This window comes from Citrobacter sp. Cpa228, from assembly GCF_030333085.1.
Classification (GTDB): Bacteria; Pseudomonadota; Gammaproteobacteria; order Enterobacterales; family Enterobacteriaceae; genus Citrobacter; species Citrobacter pasteurii.
This window is the reverse complement of record NZ_JAOWGQ010000050.1, coordinates 80,501-102,260: the sequence shown is the minus strand read 5'-3', so window position 1 is coordinate 102,260 and position 21,760 is coordinate 80,501. Positions and strand designations below refer to the sequence as shown.

General features: G+C 53.6%; 22 protein-coding genes. 9 read left to right on the top strand and 13 right to left on the bottom strand.

Annotated elements, in window-relative coordinates; translation table 11 throughout:
- Positions 1 to 24: 24 nt before the first annotated feature.
- Genes OGX91_RS13685 through yihU form a run of 6 tightly spaced genes read right to left on the bottom strand, consistent with a single transcriptional unit; the run spans position 25 to position 7,437 of the window.
- Positions 25 to 1,407 carry an MFS transporter gene (locus OGX91_RS13685; protein WP_040233093.1) on the bottom strand — a complete coding sequence of 461 codons (1,383 nt, stop codon included), beginning with the start codon at positions 1,405 to 1,407 and terminating at the stop codon, positions 25 to 27.
- A 45-nt stretch (positions 1,408 to 1,452) separates the two neighbouring features.
- Entirely contained in the window at positions 1,453 to 3,489 is a 2,037-nt protein-coding gene (locus OGX91_RS13680; protein ID WP_188232342.1) for an alpha-glucosidase, read from the bottom strand.
- Positions 3,490 to 3,537: 48 nt separating this feature from the next.
- Entirely contained in the window at positions 3,538 to 4,380 is an 843-nt protein-coding gene (locus tag OGX91_RS13675; protein WP_286626539.1) for an aldose-1-epimerase, read from the bottom strand.
- 18 nt (positions 4,381 to 4,398) lie between these two features.
- On the bottom strand, positions 4,399 to 5,640 hold the full coding sequence (gene yihS, locus OGX91_RS13670; protein WP_005121832.1) for a sulfoquinovose isomerase: 1,242 nt from the start codon (positions 5,638 to 5,640) through the stop codon (positions 4,399 to 4,401).
- 14 nt (positions 5,641 to 5,654) lie between these two features.
- The gene (gene yihT, locus OGX91_RS13665) at positions 5,655 to 6,530 is read right to left on the bottom strand and encodes a sulfofructosephosphate aldolase (RefSeq protein WP_286626538.1); all 876 of its coding nucleotides are present in this window, start codon (positions 6,528 to 6,530) and stop codon (positions 5,655 to 5,657) included.
- A gap of 10 nt (positions 6,531 to 6,540) precedes the next feature.
- Positions 6,541 to 7,437 (bottom strand): sulfolactaldehyde 3-reductase, encoded by an 897-nt coding sequence (gene yihU, locus OGX91_RS13660; protein ID WP_286626536.1) that lies wholly within the window; start codon positions 7,435 to 7,437, stop codon positions 6,541 to 6,543.
- 166 nt (positions 7,438 to 7,603) lie between these two features.
- On the opposite strand from yihU, the gene OGX91_RS13655 reads away from it, so the two are divergent.
- The 6 genes from OGX91_RS13655 (at position 7,604) to fabY (ending at position 12,328) form a co-directional block, all read left to right on the top strand.
- Positions 7,604 to 8,500 (top strand): sugar kinase, encoded by an 897-nt coding sequence (locus OGX91_RS13655; RefSeq protein WP_040233085.1) that lies wholly within the window; start codon positions 7,604 to 7,606, stop codon positions 8,498 to 8,500.
- 33 nt (positions 8,501 to 8,533) lie between these two features.
- A complete protein-coding gene (locus OGX91_RS13650) occupies positions 8,534 to 9,337 on the top strand; it encodes a DeoR/GlpR family DNA-binding transcription regulator (RefSeq protein WP_003847907.1) in 804 nt (267 codons plus the stop codon).
- Between the two features lie 105 nt (positions 9,338 to 9,442).
- Positions 9,443 to 10,042 (top strand): glucose-1-phosphatase, encoded by a 600-nt coding sequence (gene yihX / locus OGX91_RS13645; RefSeq protein ID WP_182289591.1) that lies wholly within the window; start codon positions 9,443 to 9,445, stop codon positions 10,040 to 10,042.
- A complete protein-coding gene (locus OGX91_RS13640; RefSeq protein WP_040233081.1) occupies positions 10,036 to 10,908 on the top strand; it encodes a virulence factor BrkB family protein in 873 nt (290 codons plus the stop codon). Before yihX ends, OGX91_RS13640 begins: the two co-directional genes overlap by 7 nt.
- Positions 10,905 to 11,342, top strand: coding sequence for a D-aminoacyl-tRNA deacylase (gene dtd / locus OGX91_RS13635; protein ID WP_286626533.1), 438 nt, complete (start codon positions 10,905 to 10,907; stop codon positions 11,340 to 11,342). The genes OGX91_RS13640 and dtd overlap by 4 nt, the downstream gene beginning before the upstream one ends.
- A 44-nt stretch (positions 11,343 to 11,386) precedes the next feature.
- A complete protein-coding gene (fabY, locus tag OGX91_RS13630; RefSeq protein ID WP_003825286.1) occupies positions 11,387 to 12,328 on the top strand; it encodes a fatty acid biosynthesis protein FabY in 942 nt (313 codons plus the stop codon).
- An 11-nt stretch (positions 12,329 to 12,339) separates the two neighbouring features.
- Here fabY and OGX91_RS13625 read toward each other — a convergent pair whose 3' ends face one another.
- From OGX91_RS13625 to OGX91_RS13615, 3 genes are all read right to left on the bottom strand, one after another.
- A complete protein-coding gene (locus OGX91_RS13625) occupies positions 12,340 to 12,786 on the bottom strand; it encodes a helix-turn-helix domain-containing protein (protein WP_040233078.1) in 447 nt (148 codons plus the stop codon).
- On the bottom strand, positions 12,783 to 13,094 hold the full coding sequence (locus tag OGX91_RS13620; protein WP_155022027.1) for a type II toxin-antitoxin system HigB family toxin: 312 nt from the start codon (positions 13,092 to 13,094) through the stop codon (positions 12,783 to 12,785). Before OGX91_RS13620 ends, OGX91_RS13625 begins: the two co-directional genes overlap by 4 nt.
- 85 nt (positions 13,095 to 13,179) lie before the next feature.
- Entirely contained in the window at positions 13,180 to 14,109 is a 930-nt protein-coding gene (locus OGX91_RS13615; RefSeq protein ID WP_005121823.1) for an alpha/beta hydrolase, read from the bottom strand.
- A 205-nt stretch (positions 14,110 to 14,314) separates the two neighbouring features.
- Between OGX91_RS13615 and OGX91_RS13610 the strand changes: the two genes are divergently transcribed.
- Entirely contained in the window at positions 14,315 to 14,557 is a 243-nt protein-coding gene (locus OGX91_RS13610) for a ribbon-helix-helix domain-containing protein (RefSeq protein ID WP_005121822.1), read from the top strand.
- Entirely contained in the window at positions 14,557 to 14,931 is a 375-nt protein-coding gene (locus OGX91_RS13605; RefSeq protein ID WP_005121821.1) for a type II toxin-antitoxin system VapC family toxin, read from the top strand. Before OGX91_RS13610 ends, OGX91_RS13605 begins: the two co-directional genes overlap by 1 nt.
- 36 nt (positions 14,932 to 14,967) lie before the next feature.
- On the opposite strand, the gene fdhE is transcribed toward OGX91_RS13605, so the two are convergent.
- The 4 genes from fdhE to fdnG all read right to left on the bottom strand — a co-directional run bounded on the left by fdhE (position 14,968) and on the right by fdnG (position 20,613).
- Positions 14,968 to 15,897, bottom strand: coding sequence for a formate dehydrogenase accessory protein FdhE (fdhE, locus tag OGX91_RS13600; protein ID WP_005121819.1), 930 nt, complete (start codon positions 15,895 to 15,897; stop codon positions 14,968 to 14,970).
- Positions 15,894 to 16,529, bottom strand: coding sequence for a formate dehydrogenase cytochrome b556 subunit (gene fdoI / locus OGX91_RS13595; protein ID WP_005121818.1), 636 nt, complete (start codon positions 16,527 to 16,529; stop codon positions 15,894 to 15,896). The genes fdhE and fdoI overlap by 4 nt, the downstream gene beginning before the upstream one ends.
- Positions 16,526 to 17,428: a formate dehydrogenase O subunit beta gene (fdoH, locus tag OGX91_RS13590; protein WP_005121817.1), complete on the bottom strand. Its 903-nt coding sequence runs from the start codon at positions 17,426 to 17,428 to the stop codon at positions 16,526 to 16,528. Before fdoH ends, fdoI begins: the two co-directional genes overlap by 4 nt.
- A 125-nt stretch (positions 17,429 to 17,553) precedes the next feature.
- On the bottom strand, positions 17,554 to 20,613 hold the full coding sequence (gene fdnG, locus OGX91_RS13585) for a formate dehydrogenase-N subunit alpha (RefSeq protein WP_188232348.1): 3,060 nt from the start codon (positions 20,611 to 20,613) through the stop codon (positions 17,554 to 17,556).
- 193 nt (positions 20,614 to 20,806) lie between these two features.
- On the opposite strand from fdnG, the gene fdhD reads away from it, so the two are divergent.
- Positions 20,807 to 21,643, top strand: a complete 837-nt coding sequence (gene fdhD / locus OGX91_RS13580; RefSeq protein WP_005121813.1) for a formate dehydrogenase accessory sulfurtransferase FdhD — start codon at positions 20,807 to 20,809, stop codon at positions 21,641 to 21,643.
- Positions 21,644 to 21,760 lie beyond the last annotated feature (117 nt).

The window sequence follows — 21,760 nt, the reverse complement described above, 5'->3', positions numbered from 1 at the left end:
GTAGAGCGCTATTCATTATTATTATCAAACGGTTTGTTTACGCGCTTCTATCTCTTCAACGATGCGGACATACATCTTCTCGTTAAGGTTGTAGAAACAGCCCATAGCTACAATGGTGATCACCGCCAACGCGCAGGGATAAATAAAGATCAGCTGACGCAATCCTTCGACCGTACTGGCAGATTGCACCACGTTGGGGACATAGCCGATTTGCGTCAGCATCCAGCCAGGGAAGAATCCCGCCAGCGCTTGTGACACTTTACGGAAGAAGGTAAATCCGGTGTACACCGTCCCTTCCGAACGCACGCCGGTACGCCATTCGCCATATTCCACCGTGTCGGAGACCAGCGCCCAGTTCAGGCTGTTGACGAATGCTGAGCCGAAGAACGCCAGGCAGGAGAAGGCAACAAAACTGACTGAGCCGCCGCCAAAGAAGTAGTTAAGCAGATCACCCGCGACCCAAATCAGCAGGCCGCCGATGTAGACCTTTTTCTTGCCGAAACGTCTGACCATTCCCGGCATTAAGAACACGCCGATGAAGATACAGCCCATGCTGAAAAAGCCCATCCACGAAAGGAGGATCGGGTCGTTCAGTACGTACTGGGTGTAATAGACCTGAATCGCCAACTTGACGTTAAACGCGCCAAGCGTGCAAAGGTTGGCCACGCACAGAATAAACAGTGGACGGTTACCCGCGATGGCGCGGAATGATTGTAATAATCCCGGTTTTTGCGTGGCATCAACGGGTTTCACTTCCACATAGCGTTCTTTTACCCCGGCATAGCACAGCCACATAAACAGCAGGCCGAACAGAGAGAACAAGGTGGCGGCGAAGATATAGCCCAACTGCGAGTTGCCTTCGATCAGGTTCATCACTGGCACAAAACCGACGGTGCACAGCAGCAGGCCAAGAGTGGCTCCGCCCTGTCGCCAGGCCGCCAGAGAGGCGCGTTCGTCCGGGTTTTTGGTGATCGCGGGGACCATCGCACCGTAAGAGCAGTTCATCATGCTGAAAAACAGTCCGTACAGCATAAACAGTATCGTCGCCATCACCGTTTTGCCGGTGACTTCAAATGGTGTACCGACAAAATTCGCAATCGCCAGCAGGGTTACCGGAAATGCGGCATACAGAACGAACGGGCGGAATTTACCTTTCGGACCGATTTTGCGTCGCGAGTCGAGCATAATCCCGGTGCCCATATCGGTAAACGCGGTAAAAAACTTGGCAATAAGGAAAATGATACCGCCGTAAGTTCCCGGTAAACCAAGGACATCGGTATAAAACTTGAGTAAATAGAGCGTGCCAATGTCCAGCAGGATATTGGAACCCAAATCACCCATCCCATAGGCGAGTTTTTCTTTGAACGGCAAGCGTAGGGTTGCCGGATTAGAGGAATTCTGACTCATTATTATTCTCCATGTGCCCGTGAGTTTCCCCACGGGCGAGCCGTATTAGATGTTGCGTAACGTGGCAAACAGTGACGCCCACTCACTCTTCGCGCGATAAAACACCGGAGGCTTGCCAATTGGCGCATCCACGGTGATGTCACCGCCCTGGTAAGTTTCCCCGGTCCAGATATTTACCCAGCTATCCTCCGGCAGATACAGGGTCCAGTCAGGCTTGCCTTGTTCGTGAACCGGCGCAACCAGCAGATCCTGTCCCAGCAGGTACTGATATTTCAGGGTGTAGGTGTGTGCATCGTCTTCGTAATGCAGGAACAGCGGGCGCATCACCGGCAGACCGGTAGCGCTGTTTTGCGCGACGGCCTGTTTCAGATACGGTTTCAGGGTGGTAAAGACGGTGGTCATGCGGGCAAAGTGGGCGATGGTTTCAGCATCACCATCAAACTGCCAGTTATCGCCAGGGCGGTTACCTTCGTGGGTGCGCATCATCGGCGTGAAGGCGCTGAAGTCGCACCAGCGCAGCAGCAGTTCTTTGCTGCGTTTCATGTCAAACAGGGTGGTGTAGCCGCCGATATCGCTGTGGTGCAGACCGTGGCCGGTCATCGCCAGAGACAGCGCCGCAGGAACGACGGAAGCCAGACCGTCGTCAAGGCTCCAGTCCACGTTCTGATCGCCTGCCCACATCATGGTGGAGTACTTCTGGCTACCGGTGTAACCCGCACGCATAAAGAACAGGATCTCGCTGAGTTTGCCGGTCTCCTGTAGCGCTTCGTAGTTACATTTCGCCCACAGTGCGGGCCAGGCGTTGTGCATGATCTCGGCGCTGACGCCGTTGTGCAGATACGTATCTGTCGGCAGGTATTCGCCAAAATCTGCCATCCAGCCGCCGCAGCCCAGTTCGATCATATTTTTCTTGATGACCTCTTTGAACCAGTCGTAGGCTTCCGGGTTGGTCAGATCGACCACACCGCCGTAAAACTCGCCAAACTCTACGAGGTAATCGCCGCCGGATGCATCTTTCGCCAGATAACCGTGTTTGGCCGCTTCGGCACAGAGATCTTTATCGCTGGCGATGTACGGGTTGATGTAGGAGAGGAACTGCACGCCCTCTTCTTTCCACTGCTTAATACGGCTATCCAACTGCGGATAATTGTCGCTGTTCCACTTCCAGTTCCACATCACGCGCTTGCCAAAGGAGGTCATGCGGATCCCGGACCAGTCCTGCGCCCAGATGCCGTTTACCTTCACGCCAGCGTTACGCATGGTGTCCAGTTTGCTCTGGCAAACCTCAGTACCGCCCTGAATACCGAGCGTGACGCCATCGTAAATCCAGTCCGGCAGCTCCGGCTGACGACCCAGCAGCGCGGTCAGTTTTTCCAGCAAGGAGATGTAGGTATCAGCGCACTCAAAGCGCAGGGTGGTTTTGTCCTCCCACAGCGCCAGTTCGTGATACTCCGGCGCGCTGAAGTCGAAATTCATATAGCAACTGTTATCAACGTGGCAGTAGTACTTCTGCGTGCTGACGAAGGTCGGCTGTGGGAAGAAGGTCCAGTAGTAGTCGCCGCCGGCGTTCTCTTTACAGTCGGCTTGCCAGGTGACATAGCTGTTTTTGTTTCGGCCCACGCCCTGTTCGCTGGTCCACAGCGGGAACGGCTTCCCGCGTAAGTCGAAGTAAGAGAACTGTTCGCCGCAGCCGTAGATATGATCGTCCGCCCTTGCGGCCAGACGCAGCCAGATGCGGTTATGGCTGAGATCGCCGTTGTGCAGATCCAGCTTCAGACGACCCTGTTCATCGGTGGAAATATGCAGCGTGGCGTTGATGGTATCACCGCGGCTGAAATACACCCGCCAGCCGTCAGGCGACTCGCTGACCGTGGCGTCGGTCAGGGCAATTTTCTCATTGAGCTTGTCTTTAATACTGAAGTTGCCGCGAAACATATCGATATCGGCAACGCCCGCGCCGATCCACAGGCAGGGAGTTTCTGTACTGTGGCGTAAAATCAGGCGCTGGTGGTACGTTAGAGCAAATCCATCAGGTAATGATGTGAGTTCTAAGGCGGTTGACCGTTGTTGTAGCGAATTCATTATCGTCTCCGTAAAAATAGGGTAATTCGGTAATTTGTCGGAAATCTGTTATTCACTGCCGATTAAAAAATGCATCTGATGTTGTTCTCCGGGCGCGAGATGAATCAGGCTAATTCCGGAGTTAAAGGCGTCTGGCGGGCAGGTCATCGGTTCAACCGCCAGGCCGCGCCTTGCTAATTTTTCGCCGGTATACACTTGCAGCCAGGGCTGGTGGCTGCGTAAAAAAGTGGACATGTTTTGCGCTGGGCTGGTCATCCTGACTTCCCACTCAGCGCCAGGTGGCAAAGTCCTGAACGTATGATCGATAGCGGTCTGCGCAATGCGTTGCGGCGTGGTGAAATATCGTTCATCGCATGCTCCTTCACTCGCCGGGAGCGTCAATTCACAGTCATCAATGGGTTGCAGATTGCAGGTCAAATAGGGATGTGCTCCCGCGCCATACGGCGCGATTTCGTCACCCACATTCTGTGTGCAAATAAAAACGTGCAGTCCACGGGTTGCCTCCAGTCGGTAAATCACCTCTGAAACCAGCGCGAAGGGATAACCATAAGAAGGCGGCAGAAAAATCGTCAGCGACACTTCCGATGCCGACTGCTGGTTAATCTGCCAGTCCCGCCAGGCCAGTAACCCATGAATAGCGGTATGTGAAACTGAGTCGTTAACGGCAAGCTGGTAATCCTTGCCGTTATAGTGATAGCTGCCATCTACAACGCGGTTTGGCCAGGGGATTAACACTTTCCCCAAATGTGCCAGCGGCATTTCTTCCGGTTTGTGGGGAATAACGATATGACGCCCGCGGTGCGTCAATTCTGCTAGCCCAGCGCCAACCGTGACGATTTTCGCCTGGTAGTGTCCGGCCTGAAGATGAAGGGTTTTTCCACCGCTATGCATGGCAGCCCACCTTGTTACTTATTTAGCGTTGATATCCAGCAGACCGGCGGCAACAGCCGGAGCAAGACCCGGAGCCAGCGGCAGACGCGGGATCACCAGGCAGTGCAGCAGGTGATAAATGTCCTGCTTGCCGTCCCAGACTTTGGTGGTCACCTTGTTATCGGTGTCCAGCTCCTGCCACCATGAACCGGTCTCGTAATCCATCAGGTAAGTGATGCAGTAATCCCACCATTTCTGGTACCAGGCTTCGTACTGGCTGTCGCCTGTGAGGGTGTACAGGGCGTAGGCGGTGCCCATCGCTTCGACTATCGGCCAACGCACTCTTTCGCGAACGATCGGTGTGCCGTCCCAATCCACCGAATAGACAAAACCGTCTGCGCCGTCCGGTGCCCAGGCATCGCGGATAGTGGCGTGGAAAAGCCCTTTTGCATCTTCCAGCAGCCAGGCGGGTGGTGTTTCGAAGCGAGCTTCCAGCGCGGCATGCAGATGCAGCATCAGGCGGCCCCACTCGATCCAGTGACCCGGCGTGCCACCGTAGGCGCGAAAACGGTGAGCTGGGTTGTCCTTGTTGTAATCGCGGATTGGATTCCACTGTGAATCGAAGTGTTCATTGACGCGGTACTCCCCGCTACGGGCCACGTCGTGAATAATCACCGAAGCGATACGCAGTGCGCGATCGAGCCATTTACGGTCATGAGTCACGTCATACACGATCAGGAAAGCCTCGACCGCGTGCATGTTAGCGTTGCCGCCGCGATAATCTTCCGTCTGGCTGAAGGCTTCGTCCCAGGACTCCAGGCACATTTGCTCGTCTTCGCTCCAGAAGTACTTCTCAATCACCTCGATGGCGTCATCCAGCAATTTTCTGGCCTGTGGATGACCGGTAGTGACCGCGCTTGCCGCGCCAAGTAAGACGAAGAAATGTTGATAACCCTGCTTGGAGGCATCCATCACGCCTTCGTCATTGACGCAGGCGTACCAACCGCCGTAGCGTGTGTCACGTAGGGCACCGTTCAGCGCCTTAATGCCGTGGTCGACGAGTTGATATGCACCTGGGCGCCCCATGGAGGCGGCAACGGAATAGACGTGCAGCATGCGGGCGGTGATCCACAGATGTGTTCCCATATCCGTTCTGACCTGACCACTGTTTCCCAGCCAGCCAAATCCAGTAGGGACAGCCGCATTTTTACCAAAGTTAAAGATGCGGTCGGTTTCCTGTTCCAGCCAGCGGTTGTGGCTTAGGGTGTTAAACCATTTCATGCTTTGATCCTCTATTAGCGGCGGGTCATCATTTCGTCGACGATATCGCCCAGACGCTGCAACTTCGGTGCGGAAACATCACGCAGCATCAGTTCGGTATCCGGCAGACCCACAACGGATGACCAGACCGCACGTCCGGCCAGGAAGCCGGATGCGCCTGCGGTCATTGCTACGCTGACCGCGCGTGGGAACAGTTTTTCATCCACACCAGAGGAAAGAATGACCCACGGCATGTTGATGTTTTCATTCAGGCGCTGAGAGGCGCTAAGCAATTCCTGTTGGGTTCCTTTGCCGTACAGCGGCATTTCGACCTTGTAGAGATCGGCACCGCTGTCACCCAGTTCTTTTGCGGCATCGATAATGGCCTGTTCGCGATCGAACTTATCGCCACGACGCGGTGGGCGAACCACCGGCTCGATGATGCTCAGCAGTCCATTGGAATGGCATAGCTCATTAAATTCTTTCACCATGTCCAGACGCTGTTGGGCATCTTCATCGCTACGCCACAGCACCAGCAGTTTGAGGGCCTTGGCGCCATCTTGCTTCACCGCCTGCGGGTTGATTTTTTTATCAATCACTACGCTATCGACAGGAATACCGTTACCCGGTATGAACTCATCAGCGGCCACAATCATGGCGCAGCTTTTGGCGACCGCGTTTTGCTCTACAACCTGGCGGTAGCAGAACTGCTGATCCACCAGAATGGCGGAGGCATAAGGGGACAAGATCTTCGCCGCATTGACTTTGAAATCAGTCAGTACGCTGTCACTAACCGGAGATTTTGCGCCTGCTGCGGCAAACATTAAGCGCATAGCTTCGCGCTGATCGACTGCCAGCATGGCAAAACCGCCGGAAGCTCGGGTGATATCTTTCAGGGTGTACTTCGTCATTGTTCAGTCCTTACTTATCTGTGTGTTTATTTAGCCCGGCGGATGCGCGAACCTGTGCAAGAATGGCCGTCCAGTCTTCCCGGCCACGGCCAGCGGCGCGTGCCTGGTTATAGACTTCGCGGGAGGCGGCACCGAGCGGCATCGGTACGTGTAATTGGTTGGCAACGTCCAGAGCGATACCAAGATCCTTATGCGCTAAATCGATCATAAAGGCCGGGGAAAGATCGCCTTTCAGCACCTTGTTCGGCCATGAGGTAGTGAAGTGGCCTTTCCCGGCGGGAGTGCCGCTCATGACTTGCAAGGCCACATCGAAGGAGAGGCCGAGCGCTTCGCACAACACGGCGGCTTCAGCAGACAAGGCGTTTAACGCGATGCTCATGTAGTTGTTGATGAGCTTGACGCGAATGCCCATACCGGGGCCGCCTGCGTTGATCAATTCATTACCCATCGCCATCAGAACCGGTGTGGCGCGTTCTACCTGCTGTGCCGTTCCACCTGCCAGCAGCAACAGCGTTCCTGCGATAGCGTGATCGGAGGTACGTCCAACCGGGCAATCCATCATGTCGAAGCCTTTGGCACGCATATCGGCGATCAATTTGTCGGTTTGCAGTGGGTGAATAGTCGACATATCAATCACTAATGCCTGCGGGGAGAGGTTTTCGCAGATACCCTGCTCACCGAACAGTACGCTGCGCACCAGATCGCCGTTTGGCAGCATTGTGATGACAAATTCTGCCCCTTTTACTGCCTGAGCCGGGCTGCTGGCAGGTTGGGCTCCTTTTTCCACCAGGCGCTGAACGGCATCCGGGTTAACGTCAAAGACGCTGAGTTGATGACCCTGCTTCAGCAAGTTGCTCGCCATGGGTGAACCCATCTGACCTAATCCGATAAATGCTATAACTGCCATAACGTTCTCCTGAGACGTGGATGTCATTTTTTGTCATTTAAGGTCGTTTGTTTTTGTCTGTTTTTGATCGTATTTGTAATTTATGGTCAAAAAATTGACAGCCGTCACTTTTTAAACATTTTGTGAAATTAAAATGATCCCATCTTGAAATGCCTAAGGAATGACCATGATTCGTATTGCTTGTGTAGGTATTGCCGTGATGGATCGCATCTATTACGTGGAAGGTTTACCGACTGAAGGAGGTAAGTATGTGGCGAAGCGTTATACGGAAGTGGGCGGCGGGCCTGCTGCGACGGCCGCAGTGGCTGCAGCGAAGCTGGGCGCGCAAGTGGACTTTATTGGCCGTGTGGGCGATGACGACACCGGAAACAGCCTGCTGGCGGAGCTGGAATCCCTGGGGGTAAACACCCGCTACACCCGGCGCTACGCCGGGGCAAAGTCTTCGCAATCGGCGATTATGGTGGATGCGCAAGGAGAACGGATTATCGTTAACTACCCCAGCCCGGACTTACTGCATGACGCTGACTGGCTCAACGAGATCGATTTTTCCCAGTGGGATGTGGTTCTGGCGGATGTTCGCTGGCACGAAGGCACCAGGCAGGCGTTCACGCTGGCGCGTCGGGCGGGAGTGATGACGGTACTGGATGGTGACGTCACGCCACAAGATATCAGTGAACTGGTGGCGTTAAGCGATCATGCTGCGTTCTCTGAACCGGGTCTGGCGCGTTTAACCGGGATAAATGATTCTGAAGCTGGACTTAAACAAGCAAAAACGCTCACAAATGGTCATGTTTATGTGACGCGTGGCAGTGAGGGCTGCGACTGGATAAAAAATAATGCGTTGCAGCATCAATCTGGATTTAAAGTCGACGTTGTGGATACTACGGGGGCCGGAGACGTTTTCCACGGTGCGCTCGCATTCAGCCTGGCGGGTGGTGATGCCCCGGAAGACGCGGTCAGGTTCGCCAGTGGGGTTGCTGCGCTAAAATGCACGCGTCCGGGAGGAAGGGCCGGAATCCCTGACTGTGATCAAACCCGATCTTTTCTGTCACTTTTTGTATAAAATGCCAGGGCAATGGTTTTTCGAGGAAATTTCATGAGCCTTACCGAACTGACCGGTAACCCGCGGCACGATCAGCTGTTGATGCTGATCAGCGAGCGCGGTTATATGAATATCGACGAGCTGGCCAGCCTGCTGGACGTGTCCACGCAGACCGTGCGTCGTGATATTCGTAAACTCAGCGAGCAGGGATTAATTACGCGTCATCATGGTGGGGCGGGCAGGGCCTCCAGCGTGGTGAATACGGCGTTTGAGCAGCGTGAAGTCTCGTGGACGGAAGAGAAGAAAGCCATCGCGGAAGCGGTGGCTGACTACATCCCTGACGGTTCGACGGTGTTCATTACCATAGGCACCACCGTTGAGCAGGTTGCCCGCGCGCTGTTAAACCATAATCATTTGCGCATTATTACCAATAGCCTGCGCGTGGCGCATATTCTGTATAACAACCCGCGTTTTGAAGTAATGGTTCCCGGAGGGACGCTGCGCCCGCATAACAGCGGCATCATTGGCCCTTCTGCCTCGGCATTTGTGGCTGATTTTCGTGCCGACTACCTGGTTACCAGCGTTGGCGCGATTGAAAGTGATGGCGCGCTGCTGGAGTTTGATGTTAACGAGGCCAGCGTAGTGAAAACGATGATGTCGCATTCAAGACACATTCTGCTGGCGGCGGATCATACGAAATATACAGCTTCTGCCGCGGTAGAAATTGGTAATGTGTCGCAGGTAACTGCGCTGTTTACTGATGAATATCCAGGTCCGGCATTGCACAATTTACTCCAGTCACAGCAGGTTGAAATTGTACAGGTGAGTCCTTCACAGGATGATGCTCTGGCCGTGTAATTCTTCCCAATGATGGCCCGATAAGTTCGCAGCCATCACTCTCGCATAGTCAAACTTCTCCTTTCCCGCTACAGTTATTCATCCACGGCGAATAAGGAGAAGGGCATGCTCTATATCTTTGATTTGGGTAATGTGATTGTTGATATCGACTTCAACCGCGTGTTGGGCACATGGAGCGATCTAAGCCGTGTACCGTTGGCTTCGCTAAAGCAAAATTTCACTATGGGGGAGGCTTTTCACCAGCACGAGCGAGGCGAAATAACCGATGAAGCCTTTGCCGAGGCGCTATGTCATGAGATGGCGCTGCCGCTAAGTTACGAGCAGTTCTCTCACGGCTGGCAGGCCGTGTTTGTCGCCTTGCGCCCTGAGGTCATCGACATCATGCAGAAGCTGCGTGAGCAGGGGCATAGGGTGGTCGTCTTATCGAATACCAACCGCCTGCACACCACGTTTTGGCCGGACGAATACCCCGAGATCCGTCAGGCTGCTGACCATATTTACCTTTCCCAGGAACTGGGCATGCGTAAACCGGAAGCGCGAATTTACCAGCACGTCCTGCAGTCTGAAGGTTTTTCTGCGCACGATGCGGTCTTTTTTGACGATAACGCCGATAATATTGAAGGGGCTAACCGGTTAGGGATCACCAGTATCCAGGTCGTCGATAAAACGACCATTCCTGACTATTTCGCGACGTTGTTATGCTAAAAAATGTTCAGCAACAGGCCAGGCATCATACGCGTCCTGTACGAGACTGGCTGAAGCTACTATGGCAGCGGATTGATGAGGACAATATGACGACGCTGGCAGGGAATCTTGCCTACGTTTCATTGCTCTCATTAGTGCCGCTTATTGCCGTCGTATTTGCGCTTTTCGCCGCATTTCCGATGTTTTCCGACGTCAGTGTCCAGTTACGTCATTTTATTTTCGCAAACTTTATCCCGGCGACGGGGGACGTCATCCAGCGTTATATCGAACAGTTTGTCGCCAACTCGAACAAAATGACGGCCGTCGGGGCATGTGGGTTGATTGTCACAGCATTATTGCTGATGTATTCCATTGATAACGCTCTGAATACTATCTGGCGCAGCAAGCGCACTCGTCCCAAAGTGTACTCTTTCGCCGTCTACTGGATGATTTTAACGCTGGGGCCGCTGCTGGCGGGAGCCAGTCTGGCAATCAGTTCTTATCTGTTGTCATTGCGCTGGGCCAGCGATCTCAACACGGTGATTGATAACATCCTGCGTATTTTCCCGCTGGTGCTTTCCTGGCTCTCGTTCTGGCTCCTCTACAGCATTGTACCGACTACGCGCGTCCCTAATCGTGATGCGGTGATTGGCGCCTTTGTGGCCGCTGTGTTGTTCGAAGCCGGAAAGAAAGGATTTGCGCTCTACATCACCATGTTCCCGTCGTATCAGCTCATTTACGGTGTCCTGGCGGTGATCCCCATTTTATTTGTCTGGGTATACTGGACGTGGTGTATCGTCTTGCTAGGCGCGGAAATAACTGTCACTCTCGGGGAATACCGCAAACTTAAACAAGCCGCAAAACAAGAAGAAGCAGAGCAACCATGATTGCATTAATTCAGCGCGTAACCCGTGCCAGCGTCACCGTGGAGGGCGAGGTGACGGGTGAAATTGGCCCAGGACTTTTGGTCTTGTTAGGTGTCGAAAGGGATGATGACGAACAGAAAGCGAACCGCCTGTGCGAGCGCGTACTCGGTTATCGAATCTTTAGCGATGCCGAAGGCAAAATGAACCTCAACGTGCAGCAGTCAGGCGGCAGCGTGCTGGTGGTTTCACAGTTTACGCTGGCGGCAGATACCGAACGCGGCATGCGTCCGGGGTTTTCGAAAGGCGCAGCGCCCGTGCGAGCAGAAGCGCTGTATGAATACTTTGTTGAGCGTTGCCGCCAACAGGAAATGAATACGCAAACCGGTCGATTCGCTGCGGATATGCAGGTTTCACTGGTTAATGATGGCCCCGTGACGTTTTGGTTACAAGTATGAACCAGCTACCGGTATGGCCGCGGACAACAAGAGAGAATACGACGATGTATCACCTTCGAGTACCGCAAACAGAAGAAGAATTGGAGCGCTACTACCAGTTTCGCTGGGAGATGCTGCGTAAGCCATTGCATCAGCCAAAAGGCTCCGAACGAGATGCATGGGACGCGATGGCGCATCACCAGATGGTGGTGGACGAAGAGGGGAATCTGGTTGCGGTAGGGCGTCTGTATATCAATGCGGATAACGAAGCTTCCATACGCTTTATGGCAGTAGACCCTTCCGTGCAAGAGAAAGGGTTGGGCACGCTGATGGCGATGACTCTGGAGTCTGTGGCGCGTCAGGAAGGGGTCAAACGCGTAACCTGTAGCGCCCGTGAAGATGCGGTCGAATTTTTCGCCAAGCTCGGGTTTGTGAGCCAGGGAGAAATCACCACGCCGCAAACCACGCCGGTGCGCCACTTTTTGATGATTAAGCCCATTGCGACGCTGGACGATATTCTCCATCGCGGGGACTGGTGCGGACAGCTACAACAAGCCTGGTACGAACATATTCCATTGAGTGAGAAAATGGGCGTGCGCATTCAGCAGTACACCGGGCAGAAATTTATTACCACGATGCCCGAGACGGGCAATCAGAATCCGCACCATACCCTGTTTGCCGGTAGCCTGTTTTCACTGGCGACGCTAACGGGCTGGGGACTTATCTGGCTGATGCTGCGCGAGCGTCATCTGGGAGGAACGATCATTCTCGCCGACGCGCATATCCGCTACAGCAGGCCGATCACCGGGAAACCAACTGCTATTGCCGATCTGGGTTCGCTGAGCGGCGACCTCGACCGTCTGGCAAGAGGCCGCAAGGCGCGTGTGCAGATGCAGGTCGGGGTGTTTGGCGATGACACACCGGGCGTCGTGTTTGAAGGTACTTACATTGTGCTACCCGCAAAACCGTTTGGCGCATATGAAGAGGGCGGTAACGAGGAAGAGTAGGGGGATACCCTCTACTCGATAAATGCATCTGCCGGAAGTTTAAAGCGTTCTGCAAGTGCTTTAATATGGCTTACAGTCAGTGCTCTACGGCCATTTAGGATGTTGCTGACGTTCGATTTAGAACCAAGTTCGTTGGCGAGGTCGGTGGCTTTTAATCCGTACTGATCCATGAGCGTACGCAATACGGAAACGCCAGAGGGGATTTGTTTCAGGTGTTGATTGAGCGCTCTGAATTCTGGTGCATGTTTTTCGTATTCACTGATTCGGGCACTAAGTAATTCAAATAGTGGGTTTTCAAGATCGTCGTGGTCAACCAGAAACTCTACTAGCGCTAGTGCCCTTCGATACTCCGTTTCATTGCGTTCTTCCCCCAAAAGAGGGATCGTTTTTACAGCACAACTGAAGGTGTCAACGATCTTTTTTGCGCTGGCTGCGTCCATATGACGATGAGATCTCATTCTTTATGGCCCCGATAATATTCTGTCAGTTTGTCATATTCGGCGTGGAGAACGATATGCTTCACAAATACCTTATGTAACCTGAAATCTATGTAGGCAATGAGTCTCAGGTTGTTACCAGAAACATCAATTACCCACCATTTATTCCTGTACTTAAAATTATCAAGAGAAGGAATATACTGTTTCATCTCTTCAGGGTGATGGAATGTTTTTTTCTCCAAAACATGCAGCAACTCAGAGAGAGCAAGCCCATGGTTTGGATACATGAGCATACCCTCATTGAATGGTTTTCGGCTGATAACATGCACGATGTAGTTCCATTACATAGTTTTCAACCTGAAAACAATCTAACGCAATGCCATCATATTTTCAAGTTGAAAACAACATTGAATATTAAGAAATTATCTCCGCTGATGGGCTTTTAACACGCCAGGCCACGTCGCGCATTGCGTTTCGCGCTGTCTGGCTTACGCCTCCTAACTGAAAAAATCCGTGGATAACGCCGGGATAGCGCTGACAGGTGCAGTCCACACCTTGCTTCTGGAGCTGGTGAAACAGGGCCTCTCCTTCATCGCACAGTGGGTCAAATTCAGCGGTAATGATGTGCGTGGGCGGCAAGCCGTTGAAGTCTTCACGCCAGAGTGGGCTGACTTCTGGATGCAATGGATCGGTGTTCGGCATATACATCTCGTAGCCCGAAAGCAGTGTATCGCGAGTGATAATGTAATCCCGTCCATTATGGTCATAGCTCGCAAAGCTGGCAGTTGCGTCCAGCATCGGGTAGATCAGCATAAGCTGTGCAGGTTGCCATTGCCTGGCCGCTTTCAGGCGTAGTGCCGTGACCAGCGCCAGGTGCCCGCCCGCGCTGTCGCCAGCAAGGGTTATGCGCTCGCGATCGACTCCCAGTTTCTGGGCATATTTCCAGATGATATTGGCCCCGGTTTCAGCGTCGTTATGTGCTGCCGGGAAAGTATGCTCTGGCGCAAGGCGGTACTGTACTGCAATGACCCGACAGCCGCTGAACCAGGCGAGCTGCCTTAGTTGGTTATCATGCGTAGCAAACCCACCGCTGACAAAACATCCGCCATGATAATAAATGACGCAGGGCAGCGTTCCCGCAGAGTTAAGAGGCGAAACAACGCGAAACGTCATGGTATCGAGTTCAATATCTTCAACCTGTACGCGGGTTTCAGTTTCTCCGGCCAGCGCCGTACTGGCAATATAGCCAGCTCTCCGGTCATCAATATTCTGTTCGCGGGAAGAAGGGCGTCCCGCCGCGATAAATGCCTCAACTAACTGCGCAATCCCGCTTTCCAGTGCCATTTTTAAATACTCTTATCTGTATGGATATACAGGTTTATAACCTGGATACTCACAAATGAAAATGGGAAAAATAGGGATGGGTATGATTCTGGAAAGCGGCTCGCAAAAGTAAAAATCGTTCACGTGAAAGCTATTTTCCCGCTTTTCCCAGGTGTGTGTTGTGTGGAAATTAATCGCTGATGATATACTGGAGGTATATGTGAGTATGATGGCTGGGATGGATATGGGCAGAATTTTACTCGATTTATCAGACGAAGTGATTAAACGTCTTGATGACCTCAAGGTGCAGCGTAACCTGCCGCGAGCTGAACTCTTGCGGGAGGCCGTTGAGCAGTATCTGGAAAGGCAGGAACAGGCTGAAACGACTATTTCCAGCGCTCTCGGACTCTGGAAAGGTTGTGAAGAAGATGGCGTTGAGTACCAACGCAAACTTCGTGAGGAATGGTAATGGTCAAAGGATCCGCGCTTTTTGATACCAACATCCTCATCGACCTGTTTAGTGGACGGAGTGAAGCAAAGCAAGCGATAGAAACATGGCCGCCGCAGAATGCGATCAGCCTTATCACCTGGATGGAAGTGATGGTTGGGGCAAAGAAATACCATCAGGAATCCTGCACACGCGTTGCGTTGAGCGCTTTTAACGTGATCGGTGTTTCACAGGATATTGCTGAACGAAGCGTGAGTATCAGGCAGGAATATGGGATGAAATTGCCGGATGCCATTATTCTGGCAACAGCACAGATTCATCGTCTTACGCTGGTTACGCGAAATACTAAGGATTTTGCAGGCCTATCCGGTGTGGTCACACCGTATACATTATAACCCGGGCGACCTACGCCGCCCGGTAGTGTGAAGACCTTACTCCCCTTCACCCGGGAACAGGAACGGGTTGATGGAACTGCGGGCAAAGCCCTCCTGCTCCATGTGCGCGTCCAGCATCAGTGAAGCGAGATCGTCGGCCACGGCTTCGACTTTCGGGTCTTTTTCCTGATAGAGAATCTTCAGGTAAGTCCCACAGTCGCCGCAGCTTTCAGCTTTGATCGCCGACTGTTCGTTATCCAGTGACCAGTAGTTCAAGTCACGGCTCTGCTCACAGTTGCTGCACTTCACGCGCACCACGTGCCACTCGGTTTCGCACAGGTTGCAGTGCAGATAACGCAGACCCTGGGTGGTACCGATTTGCACCATGCTGGAGACCGGCATTGAACCACACACCGGGCAGTACTGACGCTGTTCACCGTATTCCGCACGGGCTTTGCCGGGGATCAGGCTTGCCATCTGCGCCCAGTAGAGCGACAGGGCAGCCCAAATGAACGGTGCTTTGTCGCTGCTGACGGAGGCAAAATCGGAGGCAAACAGCGCGCTGGCCATCAGCTCCAGCTCCTGCTCTGAGGCTTTTTCCAGATTCTCGATCACGGCGAGCGCCGGACCGCTCATCTCTGGCTTCAGCTCAGCAATCAACGACTGCAGCAGCTTTTGCCAGTGCTTGTCGCGTGGCAGGACGTGGATATCCAGCGGCGGTTTGCCCTGATCGTTCGCTTCTTTGATGCGCGCGGTCAGGTCCATCTGCAGTGGATGGTCGTATAGCACCACTTCCTGCGCGTGGGCGATCAGCGCGGCAAAGCGCAGGTAATCGCCCAGCGGGTTGCTTTCGGCCAGCTCGCGCAGACGTTCAGCGCGGCGGTTATACAAATTTTTGAGTCTGGGGAATAATAACGGCGGAATCATATCCGCCGTGCGTTTCTCGCTCTTCTCCAGCTCATCTTGCGGGATTATGCGAATACTCATTCAGTTTTCTTTTCCGTTGTCTTTCGGACTTCACGGTACCAGCGCGGGTGATGTTTCTTCGCCCATGAACTGGTAACCCATCCTTCCACCATCGCGGTAATGGTGCCTTTCACCCAAAGGGCGGCGTAAATGTGCACCATGATAACCACAATTAACGCTACTGCGGCAAATGAATGCAGCATTAACGCGAATCGGATCACCGGGATTGAGAAAGCAGGCGCAAAATATGGACGCCAGATGACCACTCCGCTCACCAGCAACAGGACCAGGAAGATAATCGCCGCCCAGAATACGCATTTCTGGCCGAAGTTATAACGTCCCGTGTCACCTACTTCCTCGTTGACGACAATCTTACGAATATTCTTCGCCCAAAAGATATCATCCCGATTGATTAGATTGTGGTGCCAGTAACGGAAAAACATAATGATAAACGAGGCAAACATGACAACGCCGACAAACGGGTGCACAATTCGCGCCAGTTGCGGAGTGCCCATGATGTGCATCAGCCAGTTAAAAGACGGGAAGAGAAAGCCCATCCCGCTCACTGCCGCCAGAATGAAGCAGAAGGCGGTTACCCAGTGGTTGATGCGTTCCGGCGCCGTGTAGCGCACGATGGTGTCACGTCGTTTCATTTGCGCACCTCGTCTTTTTCTTCATGCAGGTTGTCTTCTTCCTCTTCCGCGCGGTTCGGGCCTACACCGACGTAGTGGAAGATACTGGCCGCAAATGTCGCTGCAAAGCCGACGGCTGCGAGAGGTTTCCAGATGCCTTTCCAGAATTTCACGGTGGCGCTGATTTCCGGGTTCTCCGGCAGGCCGTGATACAGATTCGGCTTGTCAGCATGGTGCAATACGTACATGACGTGCGTACCGCCAACGCCTGCCGGATCGTACAGACCCGCGTTTTCGTAACCACGCGTTTTCAGCTCCACCACACGCTCGCCTGCCAGCGTTTTCATCGACTCTTTGGTGCCGAAATGAATCGCGCCGGTTGGGCAGGTTTTCACGCAGGCCGGTTCTTGCCCGACCACGACACGGTCAACGCACAGCGTACATTTGTAGACGCGGTTGTCTTCCGGGTTGAGGCGCGGCACATCGAACGGACAGCCTGCGATACAGTAGCCACAGCCGATACACTGCTCGGACTGGAAGTCGACGATACCGTTGGCATACTGAATGATTGCGCCTTCAGCCGGACACGCCTTCAGACAGCCCGGATCGGCACAGTGCATACAGCCATCCTTGCGGATAAGCCACTCCAGTTTGTCGTTCTGTTCCACTTCTGAGAAGCGCATTACCGTCCAGGATTTAGCGGTCAAATCAGCCGGGTTGTCGTACACCCCAACGTTGTTGCCCACTTCATCACGGATGTCGTTCCATTCCGAACAGGCCACCTGACACGCTTTACAGCCAATACAGGTGGTGACGTCGATAAGCTTCGCCACCTCTTCCTGGTGATCCCGCGCCTGAGGCGCGGGGGTGAAACTGTTGGTCGCAGAACGGCGGATAATATCTTGAGTTTGATAAGCCATAATTCGTCTCCGTTTACCCTTCATCTTTCAGTTTGCAGGTTCGTTGGTTTCCTTCGGCATTCCAGTCACGTAGTTTTCTACGCTCCCGGAATGCCTGGCGTCACCGCCTGCCTGCAATCTGAAATCTATTGGGTATCCACCTTTTCCACGTTCACGAGGAAGGACTTAAATTCCGGCGTCTGCGTGTTCGCATCACCGACGAATGGCGTTAACGTGTTAGCGATAAAGCCTTTTTTCGCCACACCTTCGTAGCCCCAGTGAATCGGAATACCGATGGTGTCGATATCCTGACCGTTGGCCTTCAGCGTGCGAATACGTTTAGTCACCACTGCTTTGGCTTTAATGTAGCCGCGGTTAGAGGAGACTTTGACGGTATCGCCATGAGAGATACCGAGCTTATTCGCCAGCTTCTCGCCAATTTCCACAAACTGTTCCGGCTGTGCGATGGCATTGAGCAGCGCATGCTTGGTCCAGTAGTGGAAGTGCTCGGTCAGACGATAGGTCGTACCGACGTACGGGAATTTATCTGCTTTACCCAGTGCTTGTGCGTCACCTTTAAAGATGCGCGCGGCAGGGTTAGAGATGACGTTCGGGTGCAGCGGGTTAGTCCCCAGCGGCGTTTCAAACGGCTCGTAGTGTTCCGGGAACGGACCTTCCGCCATCTTATCGATAGCAAACAGGCGTCCCATCCCTTCCGGCTGCATGATGAACGGCCCAACGTTGCTGCCAGGTGCGGCGGCGCTGTAGTCCGGAATATCCATCCCGCTCCATTTCGCCCCATCCCATTTCAGGATCTGACGTTTTGGATCCCACGGATTCCCCTGCGGGTCAGCAGACGCGCGGTTATACAGAATGCGTCGGTTGAGCGGCCACGCCCATGCCCAGCCCAGCGTATTGCCAAGACCTGACGGGTCGGCGTTATCGCGACGTGCCATCTGGTTGCCTTCCGGCGTCCAGCTCCCGGCAAAAATCCAGCAGCCACTGGAAGTGGTGCCGTCGTCTCGCAGTTGGGCGAACGAGCTAAGCTGTTGGCCTTTCTTGACGATGACTGCACCTGTTGCCGGGTCGGTAATGTCGGCCAGCGCTTTACCGTTGCTCTCCATCGCCACTTCTTCCGAAGCCGGTTCGTGTGGTGTGGAGTAGTTCCAGGTCATGCTCAGCACCTGTTCCGGGTTCGCGCCACCCTGCTCGGCATACATCTTGCGCATGCGCAGGAAGATACCGGCGAGGATTTCACCATCGGTAACGGCAATCCCCGGGGCGTCCGCGCCTTTCCAGTGCCACTGCAACCAGCGACCGGAGTTGACGATAGAACCGTTCTCTTCGGCGAAGCAGGTGGACGGCAGACGGAATACTTCGGTCTGGATTTTCGACGGGTCAACATCGTTCGACTCACCGTGGTTCTGCCAGAAGGTAGACGTCTCGGTGTTGAGTGGGTCGATGGTGACCAGGAATTTCAGTTTGGACAGTGAAGCCACGACCTTGTTTTTATTCGGGAATGACGCGACCGGGTTAAAGCCCTGGCAGATATAGCCATTCACTTTGCCCTGGTTCATCATCTCGAAGTACTGCAGCACGTCGTACCCTTTGTCCCACTTCGGCAGCAAGTCGAAGCCCCAGCTGTTTTCCGCTGTCGCTTTATCGCCAAAGAAGGCTTTCATCATCGAAACGAAGAATTTCGGGTAGTTACCCCAGTAGTTCACCTGACCTTCCAGCAACGGTTTTGGCGTGTTGGCGGCAAGGTAGGTTTGCAGGTCAGTCTGTTTTTCGCTCGGCAGCGTCATATAGCCCGGCAGGCTTTGTGACAGCAGGCCTAAGTCGGTCAGCCCCTGAATGTTGGAGTGACCGCGCAGGGCGTTAACGCCGCCGCCAGCCATCCCCATGTTGCCAAGCAGCAACTGGATCATCGCCATGGTACGGATGTTCTGCGCACCCACGGAGTGCTGCGTCCAGCCGAGCGCATACAGGAACGACGCGGTTTTGTCTTTGACGCTGGTTTCTGCGATGTATTCGCACACTTTCAGGAAATCAGCCTTCGGCGTACCGCAGATGTTTTCTACGACATCCGGCGTGTAGCGGGAAACGTGCTGTTTCAGCAGGTTCCACACACAGCGCGGGTGTTGCAGGGTGACATCGCGTTTAGCGAAGCCTTTTTCATCCAGTTCGTAGTTCCAGCTGGTTTTGTCATACTTGCGTTTGTCCGCGTCGTAGCCAGTGAACAGGCCATCTTCGAAACCGTAATCCTCACGCACGATCAGGCTGGCGTTGGTATAGGCTTCAGTGTATTCGCGGTTGAATTTTTCGTTGTTCAGCAGGTACAGCAAGACGCCTGACAAGAAGGCAATGTCAGTACCGGAACGAATCGGCGCATAGAAATCAGCCACCGCTGCGGTTCGCGTAAAGCGCGGATCGATCACAATCAGCTTCGCACCGTTGTGAATTTTGGCTTCCATCGCCCAGCGGAACCCGACCGGGTGAGCTTCAGCGGCGTTACCGCCCATCACCACAATGAGGTTGGCGTTTTTAATGTCGACCCAGTGGTTGGTCATCGCACCGCGACCAAATGTTGGAGCAAGACTTGCTACCGTTGGTCCGTGTCAGACGCGTGCCTGGTTGTCGACCGCGAGCATACCCAGCGCGCGGGAGAATTTTTGCGTTAAATAGCCGGTTTCGTTACTGGACGCGGAAGCACACAGCATCCCGGTGGAAAGCCAGCGGTTAACGGTTACGCCTTCGGCGTTTTGTGCAACGTAGTTTGCGTCGCGGTCTTCTTTCATCAGCTTAGCGATGCGGTCAAATGCCTCATCCCAGCTAATCTGTTGCCACTTATCAGAGCCTGGTGCGCGGTATTCCGGGAATTTCAGACGGCTTTCTGAGTGGATGAAGTCCACTAGTCCTGCCCCTTTCGGGCACAGCGCGCCACGGTTCACCGGGTGATCCGGGTCCCCTTCGATATGGAAGATGGATGCTTTGGCGTTTTTTGCGCCGTCACCGAGACTGTACATTAACAGTCCACAGCCAACGGAACAGTAAGTGCAGGTATTACGGGTTTCGCGGGTACGCAGCAGTTTATATTGCCGTGTTTCCGCGAGCGCTACGCCGGGTGCAAAACCCAGTGCCGCTGCCGTGGTGCCTGCCATACCGCCAGCGCAGATCTTAAAGAACTGCCTTCTGCTGACCTGCATGGTTCGCTCCTTGTTTCGACATTGTCACGTTCCCTTCACTTTTCCGTTACTCGAGCGCGAGGGAAGTGGTTGTTTTTTTCTTTGCGGACGGGACCGCAAAGGTCCAGAATTGGGTGAATTTCCCTCCGTCCAGGAGGGGTTTGTAAAGAATACCACAATGTTGGTATGTGTGTTCCAATATGGTTAAAAGAAAGTGAATAAGATTATTCGAGAAAACATCAAAAATGTGACGGCTTTGACAGGATCGCGCCAGCTGACCCTCTGGAAACGCGAGGATTTGCAACATCCTCAGCCGGATGTCGTCGCTGAAGAAGTACCGGTTGCGTTGGTTTACAACGGGATTTCGCACGTGGTGATGATGGCGTCACCGAAAGATCTTGAGCACTTTGCGATGGGCTTTTCACTTTCTGAAGGCATTATTGAGCGCCCGCAGGATATCTACGCAATGGAAGTGGTTCCTTCCTGTAACGGATTAGAAGTGCAGGTTGAGCTGTCCAGCCGTCGTTTTATGGGGTTGAAGGAGCGACGTCGTGCGCTGGCCGGTCGTACCGGTTGTGGCGTTTGCGGCGTTGAACAACTCAATGACATTGGCAAGCCAGTCCAGCCGCTGCCGTTTACCCAGACATTCGATCTGGCACATCTTGATAACGCCTTAAGGCATCTCCCTGATTTCCAGCCCGTGGGGCAACTGACAGGCTGCACGCACGCGGCGGCCTGGGTACAGCCGTCAGGCCATCTGGTAGGGGGTCATGAAGATGTTGGGCGTCATGTTGCGCTGGATAAACTGTTGGGTCGACGTGCAATCGAAGGGGAAACCTGGCAACAGGGCGCGGTGTTAGTTTCCAGCCGAGCCAGCTACGAGATGGTGCAAAAGTCGGCGATGTGTGGCGTGGAGATTTTGTTTGCTGTGTCTGCCGCGACAACACTGGCGGTAGAAGTTGCCGAACGTTGCAACCTGACGCTGGTGGGCTTTTGTAAACCGGGCAGGGCGACGATTTATACACACCCCGAGCGTCTGATAGCTGAATAAAAATATTCAATTAATTTGAATAAGACTGGCAAATCCTTCCGCTTTTAGTTGTGTGATGTGAGGGCTATTATTTATCACATCAAGGCACGGTGCCTTACTCAAACAACTAAGTTAAAG